Source organism: Emticicia sp., assembly GCF_049241225.1.
Taxonomy (GTDB): Bacteria; Bacteroidota; Bacteroidia; order Cytophagales; family Spirosomataceae; genus Emticicia.
The window spans coordinates 1-2,546 of sequence record NZ_JBMLRC010000228.1; the positions used below are offsets into that span (position 1 = coordinate 1).

Genomic DNA, 2,546 nt, shown 5'->3' on the forward strand with positions numbered 1-2,546 from the left:
TTTTCTATTGAACGTACTAAATAGACTGTAAATTTAAAACAAATTATTCGTTTTTGATATTCTATATATCTTGTCTGAATTAAATATATTGAATATATGATTTAAATTGTAGTTTTGATTGCAATTGTTTGTTTTAAATATATTAATATGCTTGAATTAATTATATGATTAGATTTAATTATATATATGATTAAATTTGAAATAAAAGTATATATAGAAATTTCAATAAAAAATGAAAATAATATTTAAGGTTTTAATAATGAGCCTCTTAGTAAATAGCGTAATAGCTCAGACAACTGAAAAACAGGTAAATAAAATCCAAATATTGAACTATCTCGCTAAACTTCCATCAGGAATAAAGGTGACAATGGCAGTGGAGAACATGGAAGGTAAATCTTATTTTGAACACAGAACTGATGTGAAAGTACCATCGGCAAGTGTTATAAAAGTACCGATTCTGATGTCTCTTATGGAAAAGGCACAATTGAATGAGATTAATTTATCGAAAGTTCATCGTTTGACCAATGCCGAAAAGGCTGGTGGCTCGGGTGTTTTGATGAATGCTTCGGAAGGAAAAAAGCTGACAATCCGAGAGATTGCCCAAGAGATGATTCGCACAAGCGATAATACAGCTACTAATATTCTGATTCGTGAAATCGGAATGGAGACGATTAACCAAAACTTAACGAAGTGGGGAGCAACAAAAACTCGATTGAATAGAGTGATGATGGACATGGAAGCTGTAAAGCAAGGACGTGAAAATTATGTTAATGCTTTGGAAATCAATGCTTTGTTACGAATGATTTATGATAAAAAATTAGCAAATCCGATACTTTGTGATGAAATGATGAGCATGCTAAAAAACTGTGAGGACGAAACGACGATTCCGAGTCAGCTACCTAAAGATTTAGAGATTGCTCATAAAACTGGTACGCTCGCATACGTTAGGGGCGATGCTGCTATTGTTTTCACTGCTCAGCCTTTTGTGATGTCAATCTTCGTAGAAGGCTTCGACAAAGAAGAAACTGCCGAAAAAATAATCGGAGATTTAGCTAAAATTTGTTGGGAGGGCTTGAAGTGAGATTGATAATACAAAGTTCGGTGCTTGATTGGTATAAATATTGATGAGGATGTTTGTTTTACAAAAGTATTTTTTAGTTTTACTTTTTTCTACACTAAAACAAAAATCTAAGCACACGTTTTTATGAAACACTTTTTCCTGAACACAATCTCATTTTTAAAAAGAATTAGCTTTCTTTATCGATTAGTTGGCATCGTGATGGCCTATTTTGTTATTTCAAGCATAGCAATTCCCGATATTAGATTTAATATGGCATCAAGCAAACCTGTTGAGATGACGCTTGATGAACTATTTAAAACCCCAAAAGAACAACTTCCCCGTTATTTGAAAATCAAAGATGCTGTTGTACCTGCTGGTTCCTATGTAGAAACCAGAAAAGGTAAAACAAATTCCCTTCAAGAAATTTATTACCCTGTTTATCCAAGTCAAGATGTGAAAATTCCGCTCTCAGAACTTAATAAAGAAGGAATTTCGACCCAGCCAGATGGTTCAAAGATTGTTGTGGACACAACTGGAAAATTATCACTCGTTAAAAATACTGACAAGATAAATGCAAAGTTGGTTATCCATGATACACATATACAAGAAAGTGATTTGGATAGTACAGGTAAGTATTTTTCTTCGCCAGATTTTACGATTGAAGGTAAATTTGATGGTAGTCAACTTGGTAGCGATATTGTAAAGCTATTTACAGATGCAGGACTTAATATTGAAGAAGATGCGATTTTATTGCACCGTGGTGATAGCGGAATGAGTACACCAACTGCTATATTATTGACTTTAATGGCTGCTTTGGTTGGTATTTTAGCTATTCTTACTTTTATTCCGCAAGATAATTTACTCAAATTTGCTGGAATCGGTGGTACTTGGGATGAGTACGTAGCCGCAAATACGGTTACGCTTGAAGGAATTACACCAGCAAGTATGGGGAAAAGAATTGGAGCTTATGTGATTGACTACATTATTTTGTATGCTATTTTATTTGTTTTTTCGGGTAATGATTATGTGTATGTCATATTTGTAGGAGCAAGTTTTGTTTATTTTTCTGCTTGTGATATTTTCCTAAGAGGGTCGTCGGTAGGAAAAATGATATTTAAGCAAACTATATCGCCAACTAAATTAGGCGAAGAAATAACTCAAAATACGTTTTTGATTAGAAATCTGATAAAATCAATATTCAGTTTTTTCCCTTTAATATATTTGGTAGCTTTAGCAAATCCAGCAAGACAGACTTTGCATGATATGGCAGCCAAAACAACAGTAATTAACAAAAAGTCTGAGAAGATATAAAGATTTATAATATTTAGAGTTCGCTCCAACAGTATCATATAGTTTACTCATGGATTATATGATATTGTTGGAGTTTTTTTGTCAGAAAATAAAGTGATTTATCTGTGTACAATGATAATAGGAGAAACCCGAAAAGCCTCATAATGTGAGTAGGGACGGATTGCCGAAAACGTAT

General features: G+C 33.2%; 2 protein-coding genes. Both read left to right on the top strand.

Annotated elements, in window-relative coordinates; all coding sequences use genetic code 11:
- Positions 1–232 precede the first annotated feature (232 nt).
- Positions 233–1,081, top strand: a complete 849-nt coding sequence (locus tag ACOVO2_RS12585) for a serine hydrolase (protein WP_421770317.1) — start codon at positions 233–235, stop codon at positions 1,079–1,081.
- Positions 1,082–1,204: 123 nt separating this feature from the next.
- A complete protein-coding gene (locus ACOVO2_RS12590) occupies positions 1,205–2,371 on the top strand; it encodes an RDD family protein (RefSeq protein WP_421770318.1) in 1,167 nt (388 codons plus the stop codon).
- Positions 2,372–2,546: the final 175 nt, after the last annotated feature.